20 protein-coding genes and 2 tRNA genes are annotated in these 20,738 nt (G+C 55.5%); 19 read left to right on the forward strand and 3 right to left on the reverse strand.

Features of this window, described 5'->3' with window-relative positions:
- Positions 1-165: 165 nt before the first annotated feature.
- The 10 genes from SELIN_RS05960 to corA all read left to right on the forward strand — a co-directional run bounded on the left by SELIN_RS05960 (position 166) and on the right by corA (position 9,055).
- Complete coding sequence (locus tag SELIN_RS05960; protein WP_013505766.1) at positions 166-1,941, forward strand: M3 family oligoendopeptidase; 1,776 nt, start codon at positions 166-168, stop codon at positions 1,939-1,941.
- Positions 1,942-1,959: 18 nt separating this feature from the next.
- Positions 1,960-2,427 (forward strand): 6,7-dimethyl-8-ribityllumazine synthase, encoded by a 468-nt coding sequence (ribH, locus tag SELIN_RS05965; protein WP_013505767.1) that lies wholly within the window; start codon positions 1,960-1,962, stop codon positions 2,425-2,427.
- A gap of 74 nt (positions 2,428-2,501) precedes the next feature.
- Positions 2,502-2,903, forward strand: a complete 402-nt coding sequence (locus SELIN_RS05970; protein ID WP_013505768.1) for a transcription antitermination factor NusB — start codon at positions 2,502-2,504, stop codon at positions 2,901-2,903.
- Positions 2,900-3,145, forward strand: a complete 246-nt coding sequence (locus SELIN_RS05975) for a DUF4911 domain-containing protein (protein WP_013505769.1) — start codon at positions 2,900-2,902, stop codon at positions 3,143-3,145. The genes SELIN_RS05970 and SELIN_RS05975 overlap by 4 nt, the downstream gene beginning before the upstream one ends.
- Positions 3,142-3,552 (forward strand): hypothetical protein, encoded by a 411-nt coding sequence (locus tag SELIN_RS05980; protein ID WP_156788031.1) that lies wholly within the window; start codon positions 3,142-3,144, stop codon positions 3,550-3,552. Before SELIN_RS05975 ends, SELIN_RS05980 begins: the two co-directional genes overlap by 4 nt.
- Positions 3,553-3,740: 188 nt before the next feature.
- Positions 3,741-5,615, forward strand: a complete 1,875-nt coding sequence (gene speA / locus SELIN_RS05985) for a biosynthetic arginine decarboxylase (RefSeq protein WP_013505771.1) — start codon at positions 3,741-3,743, stop codon at positions 5,613-5,615.
- Positions 5,608-5,985, forward strand: coding sequence for a hypothetical protein (locus SELIN_RS05990; RefSeq protein WP_013505772.1), 378 nt, complete (start codon positions 5,608-5,610; stop codon positions 5,983-5,985). The genes speA and SELIN_RS05990 overlap by 8 nt, the downstream gene beginning before the upstream one ends.
- A 9-nt stretch (positions 5,986-5,994) precedes the next feature.
- Entirely contained in the window at positions 5,995-6,621 is a 627-nt protein-coding gene (locus tag SELIN_RS05995) for a LysE family translocator (RefSeq protein ID WP_013505773.1), read from the forward strand.
- 131 nt (positions 6,622-6,752) lie between these two features.
- On the forward strand, positions 6,753-8,057 hold the full coding sequence (locus SELIN_RS06000; protein ID WP_013505774.1) for an NCS2 family permease: 1,305 nt from the start codon (positions 6,753-6,755) through the stop codon (positions 8,055-8,057).
- Between the two features lie 20 nt (positions 8,058-8,077).
- A complete protein-coding gene (corA, locus tag SELIN_RS06005) occupies positions 8,078-9,055 on the forward strand; it encodes a magnesium/cobalt transporter CorA (protein ID WP_013505775.1) in 978 nt (325 codons plus the stop codon).
- Positions 9,056-9,776: 721 nt separating this feature from the next.
- Here the strand turns inward: corA and SELIN_RS06015 are convergent.
- The 3 genes from SELIN_RS06015 to SELIN_RS06030 form a co-directional block, all read right to left on the reverse strand.
- Positions 9,777-10,553 (reverse strand): ABC transporter ATP-binding protein, encoded by a 777-nt coding sequence (locus SELIN_RS06015; protein WP_013505776.1) that lies wholly within the window; start codon positions 10,551-10,553, stop codon positions 9,777-9,779.
- 413 nt (positions 10,554-10,966) lie between these two features.
- Positions 10,967-11,053, reverse strand: a tRNA-Leu gene (locus SELIN_RS06025).
- Between the two features lie 121 nt (positions 11,054-11,174).
- Complete coding sequence (locus SELIN_RS06030) at positions 11,175-11,909, reverse strand: lipoprotein intramolecular transacylase Lit (protein WP_013505777.1); 735 nt, start codon at positions 11,907-11,909, stop codon at positions 11,175-11,177.
- 47 nt (positions 11,910-11,956) lie between these two features.
- On the opposite strand from SELIN_RS06030, the gene SELIN_RS06035 reads away from it, so the two are divergent.
- From SELIN_RS06035 to SELIN_RS06075, 9 genes are all read left to right on the forward strand, one after another.
- On the forward strand, positions 11,957-12,889 hold the full coding sequence (locus SELIN_RS06035; RefSeq protein ID WP_013505778.1) for a methionyl-tRNA formyltransferase: 933 nt from the start codon (positions 11,957-11,959) through the stop codon (positions 12,887-12,889).
- 122 nt (positions 12,890-13,011) lie between these two features.
- A tRNA-Gln gene (locus SELIN_RS06040) sits at positions 13,012-13,086 on the forward strand.
- Between the two features lie 142 nt (positions 13,087-13,228).
- Positions 13,229-14,365: a glutamate 5-kinase gene (gene proB / locus SELIN_RS06045; RefSeq protein ID WP_013505779.1), complete on the forward strand. Its 1,137-nt coding sequence runs from the start codon at positions 13,229-13,231 to the stop codon at positions 14,363-14,365.
- A gap of 15 nt (positions 14,366-14,380) precedes the next feature.
- Positions 14,381-15,634, forward strand: coding sequence for a glutamate-5-semialdehyde dehydrogenase (locus SELIN_RS06050; RefSeq protein ID WP_013505780.1), 1,254 nt, complete (start codon positions 14,381-14,383; stop codon positions 15,632-15,634).
- On the forward strand, positions 15,631-16,245 hold the full coding sequence (gene nadD / locus SELIN_RS06055; protein WP_013505781.1) for a nicotinate-nucleotide adenylyltransferase: 615 nt from the start codon (positions 15,631-15,633) through the stop codon (positions 16,243-16,245). The genes SELIN_RS06050 and nadD overlap by 4 nt, the downstream gene beginning before the upstream one ends.
- A gap of 75 nt (positions 16,246-16,320) precedes the next feature.
- Complete coding sequence (locus SELIN_RS06060; RefSeq protein WP_013505782.1) at positions 16,321-16,758, forward strand: Fur family transcriptional regulator; 438 nt, start codon at positions 16,321-16,323, stop codon at positions 16,756-16,758.
- Positions 16,759-16,914: 156 nt separating this feature from the next.
- Complete coding sequence (gene murJ / locus SELIN_RS06065; RefSeq protein WP_013505783.1) at positions 16,915-18,480, forward strand: murein biosynthesis integral membrane protein MurJ; 1,566 nt, start codon at positions 16,915-16,917, stop codon at positions 18,478-18,480.
- A protein-coding gene (prfB, locus tag SELIN_RS06070; RefSeq protein ID WP_013505784.1) for a peptide chain release factor 2 occupies positions 18,477-19,581 on the forward strand; the annotation gives its coding sequence in 2 pieces (ribosomal slippage) (positions 18,477-18,545 and positions 18,547-19,581; 1,104 coding nt in all). Before murJ ends, prfB begins: the two co-directional genes overlap by 4 nt.
- A 166-nt stretch (positions 19,582-19,747) precedes the next feature.
- Positions 19,748-20,710: a TAXI family TRAP transporter solute-binding subunit gene (locus SELIN_RS06075; protein WP_013505785.1), complete on the forward strand. Its 963-nt coding sequence runs from the start codon at positions 19,748-19,750 to the stop codon at positions 20,708-20,710.
- Positions 20,711-20,738 lie beyond the last annotated feature (28 nt).

Below are 20,738 nucleotides of genomic sequence, written 5' to 3' on the forward strand. Positions count from 1 at the left end.
GCGTTCTCTGTGGACACTGCCGACATTACTACATCACCTGGGATACACACTTCCCCTTTGGCTGTCGGCGCCTCAACTTTAAAAGCCGTCATCAGCCTTCCCTGGAAGTCTTTCGTTCCTCCGGCATGCCGTGCCAGTATTATGAAGAGAAAAAGGAGAAGAACCATGACCACTCACCCTGAGGGCATTCGCTGGAATCTCAGTTCCATCTATACCGGTATGGACGACCACGCCATTGAGCGGGATTGCGCCATGGTGCGCAGCGAGGCTGCCGCTTTGCGGGAGCGTTTTCGCGGCAAGATTGACCAAATATTCCCCTCTGAGATGGCGGTGTTGCTGCAGAAGCTGGAAACCATCAATCAGATGATGGGAAAGCTGGGTGCCTACGCCTTTCTGCTCTTTGCGGTGGACACTGCTGACGAGGAGAAGTCGGCGTTCTTTCAATCCATGAAGGAGCTCTCCAGTGCCCTGTCTGCTGAGCTGACTTTCTTTGACATCGAATGGGCCAACCTGGATGAGGCCAGGGCTGCAGTCCACATGCAGGATTCCAGTCTGGCGCAGTATCACCATTTCCTGCGCAAAAGCCGCATCTACCGTGACCACCTGCTCAGCGAGCCCGAAGAGCGGGTGATCTCCCGTTACAGCGTGGTGGCGGGTTCCGCCATGAACAGCCTTTTCAGCAAGGTTATGTCGCGTATGAGTTTCGGTGCCGACCGGCTATCACAGGAAGAACTCATGTCAAAGCTGCGGGATGTCTCCGCTGCTGTGCGCAAGCAGGCCCAGGAGGACTTTACCGCTGGCCTGCGGGAGTATGGCCATATTCTGACCCATATCTATAATACGGTTATCAGTGAAAAGATGATCGTGGATGACCTGCGCAGCTATCCCAACTGGATTCGTTCCATGAATCTGGCCAATGAGCTTTCTGATGCTGCTGTAGAGAATCTGGTGGGTTCAGTGGTCAGCCGCTACGATATTCCCCAGCGTTTCTACCACCTGAAGCGGAAAATTCTTGGCGTCGAGACTCTCTATGATTACGACCGCTACGCGCCGCTGGATACGGTCAACCGTACTTACAGCTGGGAGTACGCCTGCGCTGCGGTGCTGGATGCTTTTGATACGGTCAGCCCGGCCATGGGCGATATCGCCCGTACGTTCTTTGAAAAGAAGTGGATCGATTCGGTCTGCCGTCCCGGCAAGCGCAGCGGTGCCTTTGCCCATCCCGTGACACCTGACGCTCACCCGGTGATCATGACCAACTTCACGGGGAACTTTCGCGATATGGAGACCCTGGCCCATGAGCTTGGTCACGGCATTCACCAGTACCTGGCCCATCAGCAGGGCTATTTCGGCTCAAGCACTCCGCTGGTGCTGGCGGAAACTGCTTCGGTGTTCGCGGAAATGGTGCTCTTCCGCAGTGAGTACGCCAAGCTCAGCGATAACCGCCAGAAGCTGGCGGCGCTCTGTGCCAAGATTGAATCGATCATCGCCACGGTTTTCCGCCAGATTTCCATGAATCGTTTTGAGGATGCCTACCACACCACCCGTCGCGAGAAGGGAGAGCTGGGTTCAGCGGATATTTCACAACTGTGGATGCGCAGCCAGCGGGACATGTTTGGTGACAGCGTCGAACTGACGGAGAACTACAGCATCTGGTGGTCGTATATTCCTCACTTTATCAACGCACCGGGCTATGTGTACTCCTACGCCTTTGGTGAACTGCTGGTGCTTTCCCTCTACAGCCAGTATCTGCAGCAGGATGACAAGGACGCCTATATGAAACGCTACATGGAGCTGCTGGGCAAGGGAGGTGTGGTTCCCCCTGCCGAGGCGCTGACATCCCTGGGGGTTGATATAACCAGTCCGGAGTTCTGGAATTCCGGTCTCGGCGCTATTGAAGAGCTTGTCAATGAGGCGGAGCTGTTATATAAGAACCTGTAATTTACCGGGAGTAACACCATGAACGTATTTGAAGGGAGCCTGATTGCTCCGCATAAACCTGTTGCCATCGTTGTCTCGCGATTTAACGCCTTTATCACCGAGAGTCTTCTGCAGGGCGCACTGGATTTTCTGAAGCGCCACGGCATGAGCGAGAGTGATATCGACGTCGTCCGTGCCCCCGGTGCCTTCGAAATCCCCCTGGTGGCTGACCGCCTGGCCCTGACGGGCAAATACAGCGGCATCATCTGTCTGGGCGCGGTGATTCGCGGTGGCACTCCCCATTTCGACTATGTGGCGTCAGAGGTGACCAAGGGCGTGGCCCATGTCTCCTTGCAGCGCGGCATTCCCGTCTCCTTCGGCGTGCTGACCACCGACTCCATCGAACAGGCCATTGAACGTGCCGGAACCAAGGCCGGCAACAAGGGTGCCGAGGCGGCAGCTTCGGTGGTGGAAATGATGAATCTGCTGGAGCAGATTCCCGGCTGAACGGTTCCCGTCCTGTAAGGCCCAGCGGAGCTTCTGCTTTTTCGTTAACAACTTCATAGCATAAAGAGAGTAAGGTGATTCCGGTGCCTACGCGCCGCAACCAAAGGGAAAACGCCCTGAAACTCAATTACGCGCTGCAGATTTTCAGCGGCAGCTTTGATGAGCCCCACATCCAGCGGACGGCCAGTCAGTTCGGCATGGAAGTGACGGAGTTCACCCGTGAGCTGGTGCAGATATCGCTGCAGGCGAACCCGGCCTGTGGACAGCTCATTGAGTCCCTGGCCAAAAACGATGACATGATCGCGCATCTCGACCGGATTCTCATGATACAGGGCATGTGCGAACTGAGTATGAAACACTCCCCTGCTCAGACGGTAATCAATGAATATATTGAACTTGCCAAACTGTATGGCGCGGAGAACTCCTTCCGCTTTGTCAATGTGGTTATGAACCAGTACAAAGAAGACCACCCGTGAAAGAGCTCGTGTATGTCTGTAAGGTCCACTCTCCGCAGATCATGTATGTCAACAGCCTGCTGGATTCCTACGAAGGTATCGGGATCATACGCACGGTGAACGAAAAGACCGGGGACGTGGTGTTCTACACCACGTCGGATACCGCCGAGGCCCTGGAGCATTTTCTGCTTTCACTGGATCAGGAATGTGGAATAGAAATACGGGAAATCCGGCAGCAAGAAGGCCTTGAGTTGATTCCATGAAATCCGACTCTTCCGACAAGGAGCAAGCCATGAACGCCGTGGAACGTCAGAAACTCCATATGATTCTCAGGGATATCATCAACACCCTCAATACCATCCAGGTGAAGTACCACCTTGAGCTGGAGCAGACCAACAAGAAGATCGACGTCATTATGTTTGTCCTGCGCCATATTGCCAAGAGCGAAGAGGTCGACCGCCTGATTCTCAAGGCCAAGGAGCAGCTCAACGAGCCGAACCTTGGCGACTCATTCAGCACGACTCTGGACAAGGAAATACAAAAGCTTGAGCAGTGGGTGAACGAGGTCATTGTACTGGAACGCATGCTGGAGGATGAACACGACACCAGGCCACATGTCGGACCCGATACCCCCCTGCAGTTTGACCCCGAGGAAGAGAGCCCGTCCTGAGGGCTTTTTGCCTTTCTGAATCACGGAACAGCTTGCTGAAATACTTCAAAATCAGGCAGGCCACTGGAAGACTCTGCGCAACACTCGCCCTGTGAGGAGTGGAGCGTGCCCGCAGGTTCCGGCGCGTGAATGTCCGGCGCCTGGCACCGCAGATGGGGTTTTTCGGCAGCCAGCTAAGGAGAGCTTCATTGCAGAAGGCAGATATCATAGCAGAAAACCTCAGACGCTTCAGGGTTGATAACTGGAGCGAAGGCTATTTTTCCATCAACGAGGCCGGCGAAGTGGTGGTGCGCTGCCAGGGGCAGTCGATTCCTTTGACCAACGTTATTGAAGCGGCCCATAACCTGGGGCTTTCCACGCCCTTCATCATTCGCTTCCCCTTTCTGATCGGCGAGCAGATCAAAAAGTTCTACCGTGCCTTTCAGCACGCCAAGGAAGAGTTCAACTACAAGGGTGAGCACAAGGCGGTGTTCCCCATCAAGGTCAACCAGAACCGTCACTTCATCGAACGGCTGCTGCACTATGGCAAGGATTTCTCCTATGGACTGGAAGCAGGCAGCAAGGCGGAACTGTTCGCCGTGCTCATCTCCGATATTCCCGAAAACGCCCTGATCACCTGCAACGGTTTCAAGGATCGCGAGTTCCTCGACCTGGCTGTCATCGGCAAGCAGCTGGGCAAGGATATCTGCGTCATCATTGAAAGTGTCGAGGAGCTGGTGGGCCTGATTGATATTTACCGGCGTGCCGAGACCATTCCCGATATCGGCTTTCGCATCAAGCTCTCCTCGCGGGGCTCCGGCAAATGGGAGAAATCCAGCGGCGAAGGGGCCAAGTTCGGCCTGAGCTCTACGGAGATCCTGCTGGCCATCGACCTGCTCAAGGAACATGACCTGCTCGACCGCGTGAATCTGCTGCACTTCCATATCGGCAGCCAGATCACCAACGTGCGCACCATGAAGCGGGCTATTCGCGAAGCGGGGGTGATCTTTGCCGAAGTCGCCAAGCTTGGTTTGAACATCAAGTACCTCAACATCGGTGGCGGTATCGGAGTGGACTATTCCGGCAGCAAGTCCTCTTCTCTGGCCAGCGCCGAGTACAGTATCGAAGAGTTTGCCAATGACGTGGTCTTTACCATGGAAGACATGTGTAATAAGCATGGCCTGGAGCGGCCCGGCATTGTGACGGAATCGGGTCGCGTGATCGCCGCCTACCACGCCATCGTGGTCACTGATCTGGTGGAGATCATGGGGGCGGAATACGACCTTTCCCATTACCAGCAGACTCAGAATGAGGTCAAGCCTCTGCTGGAGCTCAAATACGCTCTTGAATACATGAACGAGAAGAACTACATCGAATACTACCACGACGCCCTGGAATTCAAGGAAGACCTGCGTACCATGTTCACCCTGGGGCTGTGCTCACTGGTGGATAAGTCCAACGGCGATATTCTCTTCCAGGAAATTGTCGAAAAAACCATCGCCATTGCCCTGCGCAAAGGAGAAAATTTCGAGAAAGACCCTTTCCTGCGCAAGTTTCTGGCTGAAAAATACCTCTGCAATTTCTCGGTATTCAACGCCATTCCCGACTCCTGGGCTATTCGGCAGCTCTTTCCCATTATGCCTCTCAAACATCTGGACAGGCCCTGTGATAACTTTGGCGTGATTACCGACATCACCTGTGATTCCGATGGCGTTGTCAATGCCTATCAGTTTCCCGATACCGCCGAGAACGAATACCTGCCGCTGCACGACGAGATGGCTGACTACCCCATTGGGATATTCCTCACCGGTGCCTACCAGGAGGTACTGGCCAACAAACACAATCTGCTGGGGCAGATGAACGAGATCTCCGTGGATTTCAACGAAGAGGGCAAGCTGGACGTGGTTTCCAGTGAGCAGGGAGACACCGTCAAGGATGTGCTCAATGGCATGCGTTATGATGATGCCTTTATTAACAATCAGTCCAAGAGATTTTTCCAGAGTATGGATAACCCAAAGCTCTTCCGCCGTTTTCGCTCATACCTCAACAGCTACACCTATATGATCAAGGATGGCCATGATTAAGAAACTCCTCTTTATGTTGCTGTTTTTCTTCATCCCACTGGTGCTCGGCATTGCCCTGGCCCAGCAGGCCTTTGATGGCTCCTCCTTTGAGGCGGGGCGTGTTGCCTGGAACAGTGAAGAAAACCCCATGGGCATCAGCTGCGCTGGGTGTCACTTCGAGGGCTATGACGTGGTATCCCGTGGCAGTTTTCCCAGGCATAACTCCCTTGCGGATCAGCATATGACCCTGCTGGAATCCATTGAATACTGCATGCGCCACCATCAGCATCTTGATGTGCCCGACAATAATGATCTCTACGCGCTCTTTCAGCATCTGAGTATCCTGCAGGAAAACTACGAGCTGAATCTTTTTTTGCGCCAGCGCAACTGAAGCTGACCCATGCTCCCACTGGAAGTCATGATCACGTTCAGCGTGGCAGCGCTGGTGCTGGCACTGGTCCCCGGTCCCGATAACTTTTATGTGCTTTCGGTATCGGCCCTGCAGGGCCGGGTGTCAGGCTACTGCGTTATCCTGGGCCTCTGCACCGGCCTGATTCTGCACAGCATGGCGGTGGCCCTGGGTGCCGCCGTGATCTTTCAGACCTCCGCCCTGGCCTTTACCTTGTTGAAGTACTGCGGGGCGGCCTATCTGGTGTACCTGGCATGGCAGGCCTTCCGGTCGCGGGGAGAGGGGAATGGGTGCGTGTCGGTGCCCCGTGCACGCCTGCGTTCGCTCTATACGCGCGGAATTCTCATGAATATCTCCAATCCCAAGGTATCGCTTTTCTTTCTGGCCTTTCTGCCACAATTTGCCGACCCTGCCCGAGGCTCCATTCCACTGCAGATAGTGTTGCTTGGCGGCCTTTTTATCCTCTCCACCATTTTGGTTTTCGGTGCCATTGCCAGCCTGGCCGGAGCGGCAGGTGCCTGCCTCGGGCGCAGGCCAGGATTGTACGCCATAACCAGGAATATGGCGGCCCTGGTCTTTCTGGCGCTGGCAGCGCGGCTGATCACCGCCCAGCGCTGACAGACTGCTGTCAGTACTGATCCCTGGAGCAGCTTTTTCATCAATTGAAACAAATACACTTTTTTTCTTGGCGTAACTGTAGTAAGCAACAGAAAATTGACTGGATCATAGTTTTCTCATCGGGGGATTTCATGCTTGAATCGATGTTTCGACTCTCCGCAAACAAGACCAATGTTCGACAGGAGCTCATGGCTGGCGTAACGACCTTTGTCACCATGGGCTATATCATTTTCGTCAACCCGGCCATGCTCTCTGACGCGGGCATGAACTTCAACGCGGTTCTCTTTGCCACCTGTGTTTCCGCCGCCATAGCCACCATTCTCATGGGTCTCTACGCCAATTACCCCTTCGCTCTGGCTCCCGGAATGGGCATCAACGCCTATTTCACCTACGGCGTTGTGCTGGGGATGGGGTACGACTGGCAGACGGCCCTTGGCGCTGTTTTCATCTCGGGTGTGGCCTTTATCATTCTGACTCTCATCAAGGCCCGCGAGCTGATAATGAATGCCATCCCCAAAGGCATCAAAGTCGGCACGGTTTTGGGGATCGGCCTGTTTATCGCCTTTATCGGACTGAAAAACGCTGGCATCATCGTCAAACATCCCGCCACCATGGTCACCATCGGCAGTATCACCCAGCCTGCGGTTCTGGTGGCGATCTTCGGACTGCTTCTCATTGCCGTGCTGGTCAGCCGCAAAATCAAAGGCGCGATTCTCTGGGGAATACTGGCATCAACCCTCCTGGCGATCATGACAGGTGTCTCCAATGCGCCCACCGCCGTCTTCGGCGTTCCCACGCTCTCGGACGTCTCCATGACCTTCTTCCAGATGGATATCAAGGCGGCGATCACCATTGGACTGCTGGAAATTATTTTCGTCTTCCTCTTTGTGGATATCTTCGACTCCATCGGAACCATGACCGGCCTGAGCAAGCAGGCGGGGTACCTGGATGCCAATGGCAAGCTGCCCCGTGCCGACAAAGCGCTCATGGCTGACGGCGTGGGCACCACCGTTGGCGCCTGCCTCGGAACCAGCACGGTTACCGCCTATATTGAAAGTGCTTCCGGTATTGCCGAAGGCGGGCGTACGGGGCTGACCGCCGTAGTGGTGGGCGTGCTCTTTCTGCTGGCACTCTTTTTCACACCGATTATCGGCGCGGTGCCCGCAGTTGCCACAGCGCCAGCGCTAATTATCGTCGGCGCGCTCATGCTGCAGAATGTGCGTGATCTGGACTTTGATGACATGAGCGAGGTCATCCCCGCCTTTCTGACCATGATCATGATGCCCCTGACCTTCAGCATCGCCACTGGACTGGCCTTCGGCTTTATCTCCTACCCCATCATCAAGGCCCTCAGCGGCAAGCTGCGGGATGTCTCCTTCATGGTGTGGATCCTGGGAGCCCTGTTTGTCCTGCGCTTTATCTTCCTGGCGGAATAAGGGAAATTCGGAGGGGGCAGTTGTATATCAACGTCAGTGTATTCGACACAGTCAGCGGTGAACTGACACGCGGCGGCCAGGAGCTGCTGCAGAACTGGGATGCCAACCCCAACGCCATCATCTGGATGGATCTGATCAAGGTTGACCCCGGATTGGAGAGCCAGCTCCTGGAGGACTACTTTCAGTTTCACCCCCTGGCTATTGAGGATACCCTGCGCAAGAACCACCAGCCCAAGCTGGAAGTTTTCTCCGACCATGTCTTTTTTATTCTGCGTGGCGTCATCGCCGGCGAAGAGCCTCTCAGCTTCACCTATCAGCAACTGGCCATGTTTGTGGCGCCACGTTTTATCGTGACGCGCCACCAGGGCCAGATGAGCAGCGCCAGCGCCGCCCAGTGGGGCTATCTCATGTCCAGTCGCAGCGCGCTGGAGCGTGGTACTTCCTATATCGCCATTATGCTGGCCACCATCATCACCGAGCAGTACCTGCCCCTGGTTCAGGAGCTTGAGGAACGCCTGGAGGCCATCGAAGACGGCATGTTCGTCAGCCCGCGCGATGAGCACCTGAACGAGCTGCTCTACTATAAGCGTCAGCTCAAAAAACTGCGTCGCAGCGCTGCGTACCAGGAGTATATCTTCGTGCGCCTCCGCGAGGGCGGCATCCCCTATTTCCCGCGCAGCCTGCGCCATGAACTGAACAACGCCTATGAGAACCTGGAGCGGGTGGGCAGTCTGTGTACCCTGTACGGCGACATTGCCAATGACCTCATGAACGGCTACCTCTCCCTCTCGTCCCACCGCCTGGGCAGTATCATGAAGATCCTCACCATCATCACGGCAATCTTCGTTCCCCTGACCTTCCTGGCGGGCATCTACGGCATGAATTTCGAATATATGCCCGAGCTGAGCTGGAAATACGCCTACTTTGGTGTCCTGGGCTTTATGACCGCCATCGCCCTGGGTCTGCTGTGGTTCTTCCGTCGCCGTAAATGGCTTTGAAAACGTTGATCTCAAGTTTCGCATCTTGTTGTCTAGGGTTAAGGTTTTATTATTCTGACATTTATCGCGCGGAAACTGTATTGATTTTGAATGCTTGACTTATCTGGTATTCCACTTTTCGTCTCCGGATATTGTCCTTTTTGACCGCGCAAAAAGGACGCAAAAACGCGCCCCCCGAACGCCCGTTTTTGCGGATCGTTGGCTCGCCTGTTCAGGAGATCCGGCAGCAGGCTGCTCAAAGAGGCCCATCTGCTGCGTTGCCGGGCATCGCTCGTCACTGCGACGTACAGGGAGTACGCCTCGCTTCTCGCTTTACCCGCGCCTTGCACCTGGGCCTCTTTGCGTTGCCTGACCCCTGCATCCCTGCAGTGCTGCCGGACCACTCACCTCCTGTGAGTGTCCCTTCGGGTCTTGCCAGCCAGGCGTCGCACTCACCGGACGGGCTTAGGGGGGAACGGCCTGCTTCTGCCTCTCCCCCGCGTTCTTTCCCAGCCAGGACACGCCGACTGTCAGGTTGCTGAAAAGCCTCATCTGCGACGTTGCTCACCAGTGCTCGTCGCTGCGACGTACAGGAAGTACGTCTCACTTCTCACAAACAAGGTGAGGGCAATGTCAAGAAACCCAGTCTCAGAACCATTTCCGCTATTCCAGCATGGTATCCAGGTCGACGCCGACAACCTGCCGCTTCGGGGGTGCGAAACTTCAGGTTGATGGCAGCCGGTTAAAACCGGTACCAGCCGTCAGACTCATGTACCTGGACCGGTACGGCGAAGAGGCGGCTGAGCAGATCACTGCACAGTACTTCCGCCTTGGGCGCGTCGGCGAAGATACGCCCCTCCCGCAGGCAGATGACCCGGTCGATCTGGGGAATGATATCGGGCAGATGGTGGGTGACCACGATGATGGCGATACCCTCCCCGGCCAGCTGTTCCATGGTGCGATGCAGCTCCCGCTGCGCCGCCACATCAAGGCTGTTGGAAGGCTCATCCAGAATCAGCGATTGCGGCGCGTGTACCAGAGCCCGTGCCAGCACCACGCGCCTGAGTTCCCCCGACGACATCTCTGTCAGGGCCCGCTTTGCAAGGTGGGCGATACCCAGCATGTCCAGGAGCCCCCGCGCCCTGTGAACCATCTCTTCGGTTGCCTCCAGATGGGGCCACAAGCCATGAGTGGAGAAATAGCCGGAGAGCACCGCCTCCAGAGCACTGATGGAAGGACGGGTCAGCTCGGCAACCAGATCGTTGGTGACAATACCGAAACTGCGGCGCAGCTGGGCTACGTTCCACAGTTCCTGCCCCAGAATGCGCAATGCGCTGTCCGCGCTTCGCACCGGGTAGAGCTCACGGGTCAGCAGTTTGATCAACGTGGACTTGCCGCTGCCATTGGGGCCCAGAATCGCCACATGCTCACCGGGGAAAATTCGCATGGAAAGATGCTTCAGGGCCATGTTCTGCCCCTGCATCACGGTAATATTCTGCAGTTCAAGGAGGGGGGTCATGGGGTCTCCTTTCGTTCTTGTACATCTGACTCAAGTTTTGGTGCACCAAAAGAGCAGGTTGTCGACGTTTACCCTGATGCCATGCAGTAATGGTGAAAATGGTTCTGCACAGATAGCGTCTCTTGACATTGCCCTCGCCTTGTTTATGAGTTTCTTTTACCACTTTTTACCCGCAAAAAGTGGCTGGGAAGCGGCCCCCAGTGCTGTCCTTTTTGCGCGGTCAAAAAGGACAATACCCAGGAACGAAAAATGGAATGCCAGATGAGTCAAACATGCAAAATACATACGGCTTCTGCGTGCTCAACATCGGGACCATAATATCTTATCCAAGACGACAAGATGCGAAACTTCAGATCCAAGTGGGAAAAGCCTGAAAGGCGAGGAGCTTTCAGGCTTTCGTGTAAAGGATATGTTGGTGCCCGGAGCGAGAATCGAACTCGCACGATATTGCTACCGCCGGATTTTGAGTCCGGTGCGTCTACCAGTTCCGCCATCCGGGCTTCTGGATGGTGCCTGACCGTGTGCTGAAATACCATAAAACACGCAGCCTGTTAACGGTTGTGAAATGTAGCGGCATGGTAGTTTTTTGTCAATTGAAAATACGTTGGCTGTGGTGTGGCTTCAGCGCCGTCCGAGCATATACCACAGGCCGCTGTAGGCAGTGGCGGCAATGAAGACGCTCAACAGGAGCCAGCTGACTGCTATGGCACCGAATATGTCCGGGGCCTTCATGAGGGTGGTCATCAGGGACTCCTGGTAGTAAAAAAACCAGGGGTTATCGGGGGGGAAGAACCAGTCGTGGAGCTGGTAGAAGACCCTGACGGGGCCGAGGATATACACGCCGAGACTGATACACAGTGCGGTGATGCCGAGCAGGGCGGTGGCGCGCAGGGGGTGCAGCAGTCTGCTGCGCCGGTGCCACAGCAGCAGTGCCAGGAGCAGTGTCAGGATCAGGCAGGTTGCCCCGACGCGGGTGAGCAGGGTGACGATATGGGCGACATCCTGCAGGTGGGTGACTTCATCGGCGCTCAACAGGGTTCCGAGTTTCCGGCCATCAGGGGCATGATAGGTGATGGTGGCGAGGTCGCTTCGCCCATGGATGCCGTGGACGATCTGCTGGAACAGGCGAAAGTGCTCTGCGGTGGCGGTGTGGGCAAAGTTCCCCTTGCCGTGGATATTCTGCGGGGCGTACTCCTGGATGTGGGCCTCGATGTGCAGGAGGCTGTACCATTGGGGGTAGAGAAAGTTGACGGAACCGAGGAGAATCCAGCCGATGTACAGGGAGCTCAGCAGGAAAAGAAAGGGCAGACTCAGTGCTGAGGGGTGGAGGGGGCGCAACTTTTGCTTGTTCGCCATGGGTGGTGCTCCTATACTCGGTATATTCTGTGGGAATGGGTACCTTAATGAAAATTGTGGTTTTTGGCTACTCCGAGTTTACGCGGCGCTGTGTGCTGGAGCTGCAGCAGCGCGGTATGGACATTCTACTGCTGTGTCCCGAGTGCGATCGTGAACTGTTTGCAAGTTATGGCATGCACGAAATCGCGGTGCAGCAGCTCATTTTTCACGACATGGATGATCCCGTACTGCTTGACGCCCTGCGCGATTTTTCCCCTGATTATCTCTTTTCCATCATCTTTTCCCATCTGGTGCCCGATCATATTCTCTCCATGGCCCGCCATGGCTCGGTGAACTTTCACCCGGCGCCTCTGCCAGCCTTTCGTACTGCCAATGCCTGGTTCTGGCCTCTGCGCCATGGCGCTGAGTCTTCGGCTCTGTGTCTGCATTACATGACTTCGCGCTGGGACAGTGGCGATCTGGTGCTGCAGGTGCCCTTCTCCCTCAGTCCCCTGGAGACTCAGGGTACCTATGTGCAGAAAGTGTGCGAGCTGGCACCGGCGGTTGTGCAGCAGCTGATGGCTCTGATGAACAGGGGGCCGCTGCCTCGCACTCCCCAGGGCAAGGGCCGTTACTACGGCAAGGTGACGCTGGGTGATATCTTCATCGACTTCAATGAAGGCGCGCGCGGTATTGAGGCGCTGGTTCGGGCCTGTAACCCCTTCCATTACGCCCAGACCATGTTTCGCGACAAAAATATCGAAATTGTCGAGGCCGATCTGACAGGTCGGGCCAGCGATGGGGTTCCCGGCAGCCTGCTGTTTGAGGATGGTGAGCTGTACTGTGCTGCCGCCGATGAGCTGCTGCACCTGCGGATTCTGCAGGTTCCCATGGAGGGCACTTTCAGTGGCAGACGCTTCGCGCTGCAGTATGGGGTGAATTCCGGTGAGCGCCTGCGTCATATTCGCGAGTTTCCACAGTTTCAGCACCTGCTGCAGTGAGTCTGCAACTCTTGCATATGCGCTATTTGGGGGTGCTGGTGCCGGGGTTCAGAATTTTCTGTTGACATTTGGTTCGCATTGACGTATTCATTATCGCCGTTGCACAAAACACGGCAGACTCTTGGGGTGTAGCCAAGCGGTAAGGCAGCGGTTTTTGGTACCGCCATTCCGAGGTTCGAATCCTCGCACCCCAGCCATTCATCAATCAAGCAACTCTCCCAAAAAGAGAGTTGCTTTTTTTGTCGCTGTTGCGCCAAACTGATGGAGGCGTACCCGGAGGCTGCTGAGAATCTTCACGCGCCGGCTGTTTCTCAATTGACGTATTCCAAGGAAGAAGCCATGTCTGCAAGTTCGCTCGTTCAGGTCATCCAGGAGGCTCAGTGTATTGTCATCAAGGTAGGCAGCAACGTGCTGGTGCGTGGCACCGGCCTTGACCTGCCCTTCCTGTACACACTGGCGGAGGATATTCACGAACTGCGCCAGGCCGGAAAAAAAGTGGTCATTGTCACCTCGGGCTCCATTGCCACGGCCATGGTCAAACTCGCCACTCCCGCCCGGCCCAAGGCCCTTCCCCTGAAGCAGGCCTACGCCGCTGTCGGGCAGCTGGGGCTGATGTGGGAGTATGAACGGGCATTTCGCGTCTATAATATTCCTGTAGCCCAGGTGCTGCTGACCAGGGGTGATCTGGAAAACCGCAAACGGTATCTCAATTCCCACAATACCTTTATGGCGCTCTTTGATCTGGGTGTCATTCCCATAGTCAATGAAAATGACACCGTGGCCACCGATGAAATCCGTTTCGGTGACAATGACTCTCTCTCGGCCATGGTTGCCGGGGTGGTGAACGCCGATGTCAATATTATCCTCAGTGATATCGATGGCCTCTATACTGCCAACCCACAGCTTGAACCCGGCGCCACGCACATTGCGCTGGTGACCAGTATTGATGAGCAGGTGGAGAAGATGGCGGGTAACAGCCTCTCCAGTGTCGGTACTGGTGGCATGATCACCAAAATGCAGGCGGCGAAAATCTGCATGAATGCCGGCATTCACATGATTATCGGCTGTGGCAGAGGCAACCACGCTCTGCGGCGTCTGATGAAGGGGAAGACCCGGGGGACGCTCTTTGAGCCTTCCATTGACGCGGTCTCCGCTAAAAAACGCTGGATACTGCAGTCCCTCACCAGCAAGGGAAAGCTGGTTATCGATGACGGAGCCAGGCAGGCGCTGACCCGCAAGGACGCCAGCCTGCTGCCCATCGGGGTGACAGGGGTGCAGGGGCGCTTTGAGCGTGGAGACTGTGTGGACATTGTAGGCGCAGATGGCGTGGCAGTTGCCAAGGGCCTGGCCCTTTACAGTTCCGATGAGATCGTCCGTATCAAAGGGAAAAAATCTACTGAAATAGAGCAGGTTTTAGGGTATACCAATCACGATGACCTCGTTCACCGCGACAACATGGTCCTTTACAATGCGTAAATCAAGGAGAACGCCATGAACCAGCTTGCCATCAATTACGCCAGTGATGCGAAAAGTGCCAGATTCGCCCTGGCTCAACTGGGCAGCGCGCAAAAAAGGACGCTGCTCCATAAAATGGCCGATCAGCTTATTGCCCACAGCGACGCTATTCTGGAAAGCAACCAGCAGGATATGGTCAATGGGCGCAAGAGTGGGCTCTCCAATGCCATGCTCGACCGACTGCTGCTGAATCCCGAACGCATTGAAGACATGGCAGACTCGGTGCGCCAGATTGCCGATATGCCCGATCCCGTTGGGGAGAAGTTTGACCACCGTGTCCTGGATAATGGGCTGGAACTTACCAAGGTTCGCGTGCCCATTGGCGTGGTGATGGTTATATTTGAATCAAGGCCCAATGTGGCCAGCGATGCCGCCGCCCTCTGCGTGAAGTCGGGTAACGCCAGTATTCTGCGTGGTGGTAAGGAATCCATTCACTCAGTGACGGCCATTGGCCGTGCCCTGAAGCATGCCCTGTCGGAAATGAAGCTACCCGCCCAGGTTGTCACCATGGTGGAGGATGCGGATCGCGCCATTATGGAGGATCTGCTGCGCATGACCAGCAGTATCGACCTGGTGGTACCCCGTGGCGGCGAAGGGCTCATCAATTACGTGACTGAGCATTCGCGCATTCCTGTGGTCAAACACGATAAGGGTTTGTGCCATGTGTACATCGACCAGTATGCGGATATGGACATGGCCATCAGGATTGCTGTCAACGCCAAAACTCAGCGACCTGGCGTCTGCAATGCCATGGAAACGCTGCTGGTGCATCAGTCCATAGCACCAGCGATTCTGCCCCTTCTCTGTAAGGAGATGACAAGGAAAAAAGTGGAGATCCGTGGCTGTGAAGCCAGCATAAAACTGTGTCCCGATGCGGGCATCGTGGCGGCAAAGGCGGAGGACTGGGACACCGAGTACCTGGATCTCATCATGAATCTGCGCGTGGTTGATTCGCTGGAACAGGCAGTTGAGCACATCCAGCAGCATGGCACAGGTCATTCGGAAGCCATTGTCACCGAGAACTACCACGCGGCCGGACTCTTTCAGAAGATCGTGGATGCCGCTGCCGTTTATGTCAACGCCTCTACCCGCTTTACCGATGGTGGCCAGTTCGGCATGGGGGCGGAAATCGGCATTTCCACTCAGAAGCTGCACTGTCGAGGCCCCATGGGTGTGCGCGAGCTGACCACTACCAAGTATATTGTCAGCGGGAGTGGACAGATCCGATGATCGGTATACTGGGGGGCGTATTCAGCCCGATTCACAACGGACATCTCTTTCTGGCTGAATACGTGATGCACACCCTGCGTCTGGAAAAGGTCATGTTTCTGCCCTCCAATAAGCCTGCCCATAAAGAAGTGGATGTCATGGACTCCATTGAGCGGCTGCATATGCTGCATCTGGCCGTGGAGGACAATCCACGTTTTTTTATCTCCACCATGGAGATCGAGCGTTCCGGGTACAGTTATACCGCCGACACCATCCGCAATCTGGAGAACCCGCGCAACTACTGCTTTATCACCGGCGCGGATATCTTTTCCACCATAACGAACTGGCAGGACAGTGAGTACCTGCTCAGGAATCTGCGCTTCGCCGTTGCCAGCCGCCCGGGCAGCATCAGTCTGGACTCCATTGCTGAGCACCTGCCACCCTGGTACCGATCGCACATTACCTCTGACCTGGAGGATACCGCTAAATCCTGCTATCTTATTCCCATGCCTGAGCTTGAGATCTCCAGTACCTATATTCGCAACGCGCTGCTGGAGAATCGGCCACTGCGCTACCTGGTTCCAGACCCCGTCTTTTTTTATCTATCGGAAAAGTATGGTATTGTAAGTTAAGAAAAAAAATGGCAGAATCAATAATGACTCGCAAAGTTAACAAGCAGCACAGAAAATTCCACTGCGGGGTGAAGTATGCAGACACATAAAAAGAGTATTTCGGAAATTACCTCTTCTCTGCGCGACAAGGGCATGAAGATGACACAGCAGCGCCGGGTTATCCTCGATGTGCTGCGCAGCACCAAACAGCATCCATCGGCGGAGTGGATTTACAACCAGGTTCGGAAGATCATACCCAATGTCAGTCTGGGGACGGTGTACCGTAATCTGAACACCCTGCAGCAGGAAGGCCTGGTGCTGGAGATGAACTATGGCAAAGGCCAGTCCCGTTACGACGGGACGGTGGAACCCCACTACCATGTGCGCTGCATTCAGTGTGGCCGCATCGACGATGTGGAGTTCGACACCTACGATCATCTGCACGACCAGGTGGAGTCGCGAACCGGTTTCTCCATCAGTGAGCATCGTCTGGAGTTCTCCGGTATCTGCCCGGACTGCACCAAATCTGTCTGAAGACACAATTTTCCCTGCCACAGCATTGTCATGTCGACAATGCTGTGGCTTTTTTGTGTTCAGCCCACTATGATGTTCAGCTGCTGTCCGTTCACGGGTGGCCGCGGTGCCTGCTCCCCTTTTACGGGCAGGCGAGAACAGTATGAAGGATCACGCATGTCCCAGCAGGGAGAAAGTCGTCTTCTGGCCCGCGCAGTGGCCTCATTCGCTTCCGCCACATTTCTCAGCCGCATAGTGGGTTTTGTCCGCGATATGGTCATCGCCATGTTTTTTGGCGCAGGCCATCGCGCCGATGCCTTTTTCATTGCCTTCAGCATTCCTTCGCTGCTCAGGCGGCTTTTTGCCGAGGGAGCCCTTTCGGCCTCTTTTGTTTCCATCCTCTCCAAAACCGTGAAAAGTGATGGTGACGAACAGGGCAACGAGCTCTTCCAGAAAGTGCTCAGCCTGCTGAGCGTGGTGCTGGCAGGAGTGACGCTGGTTGGTGTGATTGCCGCGCCCTTGCTGGTCTGGGTCATGGCTCCCGGTTTTGGCCTGGTTGAGGGCAAGCATGAGATGACGGTGCTGCTGACCCGCATCATGTTTCCCTTTCTCTTCTTTATCGGCATGGCGACCACCGTGATGGCGGTGCTGAATACCAAGGGGAAATTCTTTATCGCGTCCTTTACCTCATTTGCTTTTAACCTCGCCATTATCGTGGCGGCGATCATCGGCTACTACGCCTTTGATCAATCCATATACGCCCTTGGCATTGGTGTGACCATCGGCGGCCTTCTGCAGTTTCTCATGCAGATCCCAAGCCTCTATCGCCTGCGCTACCGGCTGCGCTTTCGTCTGGATTTCCGCGATCCCCGCATCGTGCAGATTGTCACCCTGATGGGGCCTGGGGTGATCGGCCTTGCCGTGGCCCAGGTGAACACCACCGTCGATTCCATCATCGCCAGTTACCTGGTGGCCGGCAGTGTCAGCTTCCTGTACTATGCCAACCGTCTGGTGCAGTTTCCCCTGGGTGTGTTTGGTGTGGCTGTATCCACGGCGATTCTGCCCGGATTGAGCCGCAGTGTTGTTGACAGGAATAGCGGCGAGCTCAACGGCCTGCTGCGTCGCGGGATAGACCTGATCAACTTTATCACTCTGCCGTGCATTGTGGGGCTGGTGATCGCCGGTGATGATATTATCCGCCTGCTCTTTCAGCGGGGTGAGTTCACTGAGTACGACGCGTTGATGACCTACATGGCCCTGGCGGCCTACTCCCTTGGTTTGCTGGCCTTTGCTCTGGTCAAGCTGGTGGTTTCGCTCTTCTACTCCCTGGAAGACAGTAAGACCCCACTGAAGGCAGCTGCCTGGGCCATGCTGGTCAATATCCTCCTGAATCTCGCTCTGATGTATCCCCTGGGGCACGCCGGACTGGCGCTGGCCACCTCTGCGGCCAGCTGGGGGAACTTCCTCTATCTGTGGCATATTGCCCGTCAGCGGGGGATGACTGATGTGCGCCTGTTCAATGGCGAGACCTGGAGAATTCTGCTGGTCAGTGGTATGCTTGGCGCCGTCCTGCTGGTGATGAAGTTCGCGCTGTTGCCCTGGCTGGACGCGGGCACAGGCCTGCGGGTGGTTCTCTACCTGGGCGTTGCGGCTGCGGTCTATCTGCCCCTGGCCAGGGTCGCTCGCATTGACTCTCTGAATTATATTCAAAAATCACTTATGAAAAAGGAGATAGCGCCATGATTATCGATTTTCAGCCCCGCATAGATGCCATGGAGGAAAAGGTCGAGTTTTTCCGGAGGTGTCTTTGACGTTCCTGCCAAAGAGGAGCGTCTGGCCGAACTGGTTCCCATGATCGAAGACCCTACACTGTGGAATGATCCCCAGCAGGCGCAGGGTATCCTGCGCGAAGACAAAATGCTCAAGGATGCCCTGGCCGACTTTAACGAGATTCACCGTCTGCTGGAAGATGTCAAGGTACTCCACGAATTCTGCCAGGAGGACGAGAGTAACGTCGACGAGCTGACGCAGAATCTCGCGAAACTGGAAAAACTCGTTGCCGACTACGAGTTGACAGTGCTGCTCTCCGATGAACACGACCCTTCCAACGCCTACCTGACCATCAACGCTGGCGCCGGAGGAACGGAAAGCCAGGACTGGGGGAGTATGCTTATGCGCATGTACACCCGTTGGGCGGAAAAGCGCAAGTTCAAGGTCACCATCATGGAATACCAGGAGGGCGAGGAAGCCGGTATCAAGAGCGTAACGCTGTTTATTGAAGGCCTCTACGCCTATGGAAACCTCAAATCGGAAACGGGTGTTCACCGCCTGGTGCGTATATCGCCGTTTGATTCCAACGCACGCCGTCACACCTCGTTTACGTCTGTTTTTGTCAGTCCCGAGATCGACGACTCCATTGAAGTGGACATCAGGGAGAGCGACCTGCGTATCGATACATACCGCTCCAGTGGCGCTGGCGGACAGCACGTCAATACCACGGATTCCGCCGTGCGCATTACCCATACGCCCACTGGCGTGGTCACCCAGTGTCAGAGCGAACGCTCGCAGCACCAGAACAAGGAACAGGCCATGAAGATGCTGCGGGCCAAGCTCTATGAGCTGGAGCTGGAGAAGAAGCGGCAGGGGCTGCGGGAAGTGGAGGACAGCAAGATGGATATCGCCTGGGGCAGCCAGATTCGCAGCTATGTCCTGCACCCCTATAAAATGGTCAAGGACCTGCGCACCCGTCACGAAACCGGCAACGCGGAAGCGGTTCTCGACGGCGCTCTGGATGAATTTATTAAAGCCTACCTGCAGTGGCAGAGCACGGCGGCCGAGTCGTAGGCGGCAGGATTTGCCACAGGCGGCAGATTCTGCCGCCTGTGGGGCGGTCTCTTCGTTGGGGATAAGGTGAAGTTGTCCCCCGAAAACACTGTTTTGCAAGCACTCAACTCAAGTGGTACAGGTATTGCTCATGTACCGTGGCATCCAACATTTGAGGAGGCTTTCCATGAAGAAGATCCTGGTATCCCTGAGTATTTTTCTTTCCCTGGCGGTTCTGGCCGTGAGTGCTGCTGCCCAGCAGTTTGACAGAAACCTGTTTATCACCATCGCCACTGGCGGTACTTCCGGAGTTTACTATCCCATCGGCGGAGCGGTAGCCAATATTATCGCCCGTGACCTGAAAGTGGACACCTCTGTCCAGTCCACGGGAGCCTCTGTGGAAAACATCAACCTGCTGAATCGAAACCGTGTTGAACTGGCCATCGTCATGGGCGACGCTGTGGCTCAGGCCTATGAGGGAATCGGCGCCTTTGAAGGTCGTCCCGGTAACAAGGATCTGCGTGGCCTGACGGCCCTCTACCCCAACTATGTGCAGCTGGTGACCACGACGCGCACCGGCATCAACTCTGTGCGTGATCTGGAAGGCCGCCGTGTGGGCGTGGGTGCCGCCAACTCCGGGGTTGAGTTGAACGCCCGTCTGATCCTGGAAGCCCATGGCATGAGCTATGATAACATCCGTCAGGATTACCTCTCCTACAGCGAAGCGGTTGATCAGATCAAAAACGGCATGATTGACGCGGCCTTTGTCACCAGCGGAATTCCCAATGCGACGGTCATTGATCTCTCCACCACCCATGAGGCCAAGATCATTCCCATTGACAATGACGCGCTTGCCTACCTCACCAAAAATTACCCTTTCTTTGCCGCAGGCATTATTCCCGGCGGAACCTACAACGATAAAAATGATGTGCAGACTGCAACCATCACCAACGTCATGCTGGTCAACCATCGCCTCTCCGACGATGTGGTCTATCATATCACCAAATCATTGTTTGAAAATCTGGACACCCTGTACGGAGCCCATAACGCCGCGCGTAACATCAAGCTGGAGGCAGTTGCCGACGGCATGCCGGTGCCCTTCCATCCTGGTGCCGAGCGCTATTTCCGCGAAGTCGGTGTGTTGAAATAAATCAAGGTGAAACCAGGGGTGCCCTTGG

Source organism: Desulfurispirillum indicum S5 (genome assembly GCF_000177635.2).
GTDB lineage: Bacteria > Chrysiogenota > Chrysiogenetes > Chrysiogenales > Chrysiogenaceae > Desulfurispirillum > Desulfurispirillum indicum.